Genomic DNA, 6,344 nt, shown 5'->3' with positions numbered 1-6,344 from the left:
GTCAAAGGCATGAGAAATTCGAATACGGAATACCAAGGTCATTTTCAATGCCACTTGGTATGAGACCCGGGTTGACGCCGTGTGGGCGTCGCCAGGCCGAGGTTGATGTCCCTGTCGTCGGGCTGGCGCAAGCGGCGAGACGACGGGGGAATGTTGAAGAGTTTGAGCGTCCGTCGATCGGGATGGTTCACCGTGATCGAATGGGGGCTCCTGAGATTGCGGCATTCGAAGGCGCAGCCCGCTTTGGCTGCGTCCTCGGGTTCCGCAATAGCCGGCAGGTGTCTTTGCGGGAATCGCGTCTGACCCGCAGTGACGCTGCCGACTTCCGGAAGCAGGTCCCTGTCTGACAGCAGGCCCAGCTTTCTTCGTCCAGAACCGCGACTAGGCCGCTGGTCATCCGTTGTGCCCGACTTCTCCAGTCACATGGCGCCTCCCAACTCGGATGATCGGCGGCTCCTTTTTTGTCGCCGGCCGGACAGGGCGCTCCCCGTCGAGCTGGCCCGGAAAAGACAAAGCGACCGTCCGCTCGCGCGAGACGATCGCTCAGAAATTCTTCCAGGCAGACGGGATACGACTTCGATGCCCTGAAATGCAGGGCAAACGATCCCAGTCATCCGCAGGCACATCCATTCACGGCGCCAAGGCAAAGCTTAGCGTGAGCGGGACGCGCGGAAAGTCGGGATCAAACCAAAGTCGGCAAAGCAGAAATGCTCAATCCTCGTAGGAGAACATCACCTGCTGCTGGGGGGAATAGTCCTTCTGCTGTACCTGGGGACGACGAACCGCATGTGCAGCCGCATTCACAGCCGGAATACCGATCTGATGATACTGGCTATCGAGATCGACTTGGCTGCCTTGCTGGGCTTGATCCTTCACATGCGAGTCAACCTGCGTGGACATCTTTTCCATCCTGTCCGGACTACCGGCTACGAGTTTGTTGTTACATGAAAACCCTGAGAAAGACGCAACGGTTATCGCGTTTTCTGAAGTATAAGTTAGATCGAAAATTTAGGCGGAACAAGGGCGGCCCGAGTTTAAATCGTTACACATTTCCTATGCGATCGATTTAGATTTTCGCGCTGCAAAAAAGAATTGTTGCTCCGGGGCAACAGAAAAAAGTTTATTTCCGATTTGAACTGATTGTTGCCAGATTTGATCCGGCTCAAGGCAAAGATCTTAACAACGTCTTAATCTGACGTGGAAAACACTGTATTTATACGGATTTCCATTCTCCGGCAGGATTTTTTCCCTGTGCAGCGGGGATTCTGCTGCTTCTCTTTTTGCCGGAAAACCACCTTTCCTCCATTCACCGAAAGTCGAAATGCGGTGAAAAGCCACGCCTTTGCTTTCGCTTTGCAGCAAAAAGCGAAAGCCTCGGGCATTTTGTCGCAGGCCTGCAGCGACGGCTCGATGACGCAAAGAGGGGGCAAAGCGGGGTGGGAAGGTGAGGCGACTCAGTGCCCCATCAGTGCCGTCACATGGGCAGCGACGGAGCGGGACAGGCCGATGAGATCATAGCCGCCTTCGAGCAACGACACGATGCGGCCCTTGCAGCGGCGGTCGGCCACCTCCATCAGGCGCTTGGTCACCCAGGTGAAGTCGGCTTCCGTCAGATCCACCTCGCCGAGCGGATCGCGCGTATGGGCGTCGAAGCCGGCGGAGATCAGGATGAGATCGGGCGCAAAGGCGTCGAGCGCCGGCAGGACGCGTGAGCTCATGGCTTCGCGGAAGGCAGAACCGTCACTGCCGGCAAACAGCGGCGCATTGCAGATGTTGTTGGCGATGCCCGTTTCGTTGAGCTCGCCGGTGCCGGGGTAGAGCGGCATCTGATGCGTCGAGGCATAGAAGACGCTGGGGTCGTTGTAGAAGATGTCCTGCGTGCCATTGCCGTGATGCACGTCGAAATCGATGATGGCGACGCGCTCGGCACCGTGCACCTCCTGGGCGTGACGGGCGGCGACGGCGGAATGGTTGAAGAAGCAGAAGCCCATGGCCGTTCGGTATTCGGCATGATGGCCCGGCGGGCGATGGGCCGAAAAGGCATTGTCCACGAGGCCGGTCATCACCTCGTCAACCGCGAGGCAGGCGGCGCCGGAAGCGCGCAGGGCCGCTTCCCAGGTGCCCGGCGACATGGACGTGTCGCCATCGATGCGGATCAGGCCCTCGGTGGGGTTCTGAACGCGGATATGCTCCACATAGGACAGCGGATGGGCGCGTGCCACCTGCTCCATGGTGGCCTTGGGGGCGATGTCGCGGATGAGATCCTGGTATTGCTCGCGTTCCAGCTCGCGCTCGATCACACGCAGCCGATCCGGACGCTCGGGATGACCCATGGGCGTCAGATGCATGAGAAAGCTGGGGTGACTGAGATAGAGTGTACGCAAAGTCGAGCCGCCTCCCAAGACTGGCCGCAATGGCGTCCAGCCACGGAACGCTCCCGACCTCCATCGGACACCGTCCCGAAATCCTCCGTCCGTCCTCAAGAAAAGGGCCGACATGCGGTCCAGTTTAGCCGGGTTTGCCGAGGCGCTCTACACCTCTTTCGGTGAATAGTTGGCAGCAGGCGGCAAATCGACGGGCGTTATCGCGGCGCGGCGGCGCGTTCGAGCCGGTCGAGGATCGCCTCGCCAAGATCATGCGGCGGGATCGGCGCGACGGCGATGCCCGTGATGGCGAGGGCGTCGGCTTCGCGCAGCATGCGGAACAGGTTGGCCGCCGCTTCGCGCAGATCGCCGGTGGGGCTGAGATTGAAGACACCGGCCGCGTCGGCGTCGCCGGGCACGTGCCTGGGGCCGAAGGCCAGCAGCACCTCGCCGGGGTCGACAGCACGCGCATGCAGGCGGACGCGCGCCTTGGGCGCATAGTGCGACAGCAGCATGCCCGGCGCGATCGGTGCGGTAGGGTCCCCCGCCTCGGCGCGCTGGAGCGGCGCGCCGATGACCGCTTCCAGTTCCTCGCTGGCAAGCCCGCCGGGCCGGAGGAGATGGGCCGTTCCCTCGCGCACCTGTACAATGGTGGACTCGACGCCGACTTCGGTGTGGCCGCCGTCGAGAATGAGCGGGATGCGGCGGGCGAGGTCGCCGAACACATGCGAGGCCGAGGTGGGGCTCACGTGGCCGGAGACGTTGGCGCTCGGCGCCACGATCGGCACGCCGGCGGCGACGATGAGATCGCGCGCCACCGGATGGGCCGGCAGACGCACGGCGAGCGTATCGAGGCCGGCGGTGGCCAGAGAACTGATGGGGCAGTCCGGCTGCATCGGCAGCACCAGCGTCAGCGGTCCCGGCCAGAAGGCCTCGGCGAGGCGGCGCGAAATCGGGTCGAACTCGACCAGCGCTTCGGCGGCGGCAAGGCTTGCCACATGGGCAATCAGCGGATTGAAACTCGGCCGGCCCTTGGCCTCGTAGATGGCCGCAACAGCGCGGCCGTTGGTGGCGTCGGCGCCGAGCCCGTAGACGGTCTCGGTCGGGAAGGCGACCACCTGACCGGCGCGGATCACATCGGCGGCATGGGCAATCGCGGCGGCGGAAACCGGTTCGATCCGGGCCATGGGCTGGTAATGCGGCGTCAAGGCAACCTGCGTGTGAGACTGTGGACGGTGGCAAACGGGACCGGCAGTGCTCCAAAGGGCGACTTGTGCCCTGATCGATTGTGCCGAATAAGGTCTAGTCTAGACTGCCCCCCTGGAGAAGAAAAGCCATGGTCTACCGCGCGCCCACATCCGACATCGCCTTCTGGCTCAAATCCGTGGCGGGTATGGAGGCCGAGCTGGCGGCGGGCACCTTCGGCGACCTCGACGGCGATCTGGTGGACGCGGTGATCGGCGAAGCCGGGCGGTTCGCGACCGAGGAGCTGGCCCCGGTCAACCGCCAGGGCGACATCGAAGGCGCGCAGCTGATCGACGGGCAGGTGCGCCTGCCGCGCGGCTGGCCCGATCTCTACCGCCGCTGGGCGGAAGGTGGCTGGAACGCGCTGACCGGATCGCCCGACCACGGCGGCCAGGGCCTGCCGACCATGCTCTATGCGGCGACGCTGGAAATCTGGAACGGCGCCAACACCGCCTTTGCCACCGGCACCATGCTGACCATCGGCGCCATGGAGGCGCTGGAAGCCCATGGCAGCGACGAACAGAAGACGCTTTATCTCGACAAGCTGATCTCCGGCGAGTGGACGGCCAGCATGAACCTGACCGAGAGCCAGGCCGGCTCGGATCTGTCGGGCATGCGCACGCGCGCCGAACCGGTGGGAGACGGCAGCTACCGCATCTTCGGCCAGAAGATCTTCATCACCCACGGCGACAACGACTGCGCCGAGAACATCGTGCATCTGGTGCTGGCGCGCCTGCCCGACGCACCGGCCGGCACGCGCGGCATCTCGTTGTTCGTGGTGCCCAAGCGGATGATCAACGAGGACGGCAGCCTCGGCGCCCTCAATGACGTGAAGGTGGTGGGGCTCGAGCACAAGCTCGGCATCCACGCCTCGCCCACCTGCGTGATGCAGTTCGGCGAGAAGACCGGCGCGATCGGCTGGCTGGTGGGCGAGCCCAACCGTGGCCTAGCCGCCATGTTCACCATGATGAACAGCGCCCGCATGTCGGTGGGGCTGCAGGGTGTCGGCGTGGCCGAACGCGCCTATCAGCGGGCCCGCGACTACGCCAACGAACGCAGCCAGGGCCGCGCCGCCGGCTGGAGCGGCACCGGCGCCTGCCCGATCATCCATCACCCCGACGTCAAGCGCATGCTGCTGACCCAGCGCGGCCTGACCGACGCGGCCCGCGCCATCTGCTACAGTCTCGCTCATGCTCTGGATCTCGGCCGGGTCGGTCCGGAGGAAGTGCGGGCCTTCTACCGCGACCGGGCGGCGCTGCTGACGCCGGTGGCCAAGGCCTTTTCGACCGACATCGCGGTGGAAGTGGCCTCGATCGGCGTGCAGGTGCATGGCGGCATGGGCTTTGTCGAGGAAACCGGCGCGGCCCAGGACTATCGCGATGCCCGCATCCTGCCGATCTACGAGGGCACCAACGGCATTCAGGCAATCGATCTGGTGACGCGCAAGCTGACGCTCGCCGACGGCGAAGCCTTCCGCAGCTATGTGGCCGAGCTGAAGGCCTCGGTCTCTGACGGCAAGGGCGTCGATGGCCCGGAGATCCGCACCATTGCGGAGAAGGTCGGCGCGGCGCTCGACGAACTCACCTTCGCCACCAACTGGCTGATGCGGGCCCTGAGCGACGGGCGCACATCCGATGCGCTGGCCGGCGCCACACCTTACCTGCGGCTGTTCGGTCTGGCCGCCGGCGGTGCCTATCACCTCAAGGCCGTGCTGGCCGACCTCGCCGAGGCCACGACCACCACGGAAGCCGCGCGCCGTCTGGCCGTCGCCCGCTTCTACGCCACCGACACCATGGCCGTCGCCGGCGGCCTGCGCCTCGCCGCAACGGCCGGCGCGGCGGTGATCGACGACCTGAACCCGGCCCTGCTGGGCTGACGAGGTCCATGCGGGTTCAGAGAGAGTCAGGGTGATTCATGGGGAGTCATCCTGCGCCAGGAACCCGCCTGGACGCCCAGGCTGTTCCATCGAAGCTCAGTTCGACAAGACTTGTCATTGGCCGGCCCGGACACGGGACGGCCGGTGGCCCATTCTGGTTCCGTGTCGCTGTCCTTTCGGCTCGTGATCGTCACAGGTTGTCTCCAGAGCTGGCGCGCGGATCTTCCTTGAAGCGCGGCAAGCGGGGCAAAGGCCTCGGGGATCAAGGGGATAAGGTCCACGCCCAGCAGTATTTCCGCGTGTTGACACTCCAAACCACCGCTGACTAAATGCAGGTAGGTCGTACGACCTAAGGCGTCGTGGAGCCATGGCAGCACGGCTTCAATCCGGCGCTGGAAAGACAAAAGGAAACAAGCCATGGACCGGCACATTCGTACCAAAGGTCCGGAGGCGAGGAGATATCCGGGACGCGCGCGGTGCGGGGGACGAGGCGTGACGCGCGCCAGATCAGAACCATCGGTCGCCCCTGACGGCCCACGGGTCGCGGCAGGCGAGGCGAGCAAGGATCGAAGGCGACGATAGTCGCAAGAGAGGCGGAAGACCGCCAGAGGATAGCCGCGGAGCGATGATAGCCAGCGCACCGCAGCGGCCGGAGCCCGCGTTCGCCTGAGGCCAGAAGGTCGTGGCGGCGCCAACGGGCCAGGCCGAACCCACCGTTCGGCGATCCGCGTTCCGTTCGAGACAGCGTGCCACATCGGCTGGACCTGAGGGTTCCGTCGAAGGATTGCGCACGCCTCCAGTCTACCGATCGCGACGCTGCCGTCCGCCCGCCCAAGCCCCCGGGACGCCCTGCTGCGTGC

At 64.6% G+C, this 6,344-nt stretch carries 4 protein-coding genes; 1 reads left to right on the top strand and 3 read right to left on the bottom strand.

Going from position 1 to position 6,344, the window contains the following annotated elements; all coding sequences use genetic code 11:
• Positions 1-711 precede the first annotated feature (711 nt).
• The 3 genes from L2I41_RS17350 to L2I41_RS17340 form a co-directional block, all read right to left on the bottom strand.
• On the bottom strand, positions 712-900 hold the full coding sequence (locus L2I41_RS17350) for a hypothetical protein (RefSeq protein ID WP_237154839.1): 189 nt from the start codon (positions 898-900) through the stop codon (positions 712-714).
• 554 nt (positions 901-1,454) lie between these two features.
• On the bottom strand, positions 1,455-2,384 hold the full coding sequence (locus L2I41_RS17345) for a histone deacetylase family protein (RefSeq protein ID WP_237154838.1): 930 nt from the start codon (positions 2,382-2,384) through the stop codon (positions 1,455-1,457).
• A 197-nt stretch (positions 2,385-2,581) separates the two neighbouring features.
• Positions 2,582-3,550 (bottom strand): L-threonylcarbamoyladenylate synthase, encoded by a 969-nt coding sequence (locus L2I41_RS17340; RefSeq protein ID WP_237154842.1) that lies wholly within the window; start codon positions 3,548-3,550, stop codon positions 2,582-2,584.
• Positions 3,551-3,699: 149 nt separating this feature from the next.
• Between L2I41_RS17340 and L2I41_RS17335 the strand changes: the two genes are divergently transcribed.
• Positions 3,700-5,484, top strand: a complete 1,785-nt coding sequence (locus tag L2I41_RS17335) for an acyl-CoA dehydrogenase family protein (RefSeq protein WP_237154837.1) — start codon at positions 3,700-3,702, stop codon at positions 5,482-5,484.
• The last annotated feature ends 860 nt before the right edge of the window (positions 5,485-6,344 follow it).

The organism is Oryzibacter oryziterrae (assembly GCF_021864535.1).
GTDB classification, from domain to species: domain Bacteria; phylum Pseudomonadota; class Alphaproteobacteria; order Rhizobiales; family Pleomorphomonadaceae; genus Pleomorphomonas; species Pleomorphomonas oryziterrae.
This window is presented reverse-complemented; position numbering and strand designations above follow the sequence as displayed.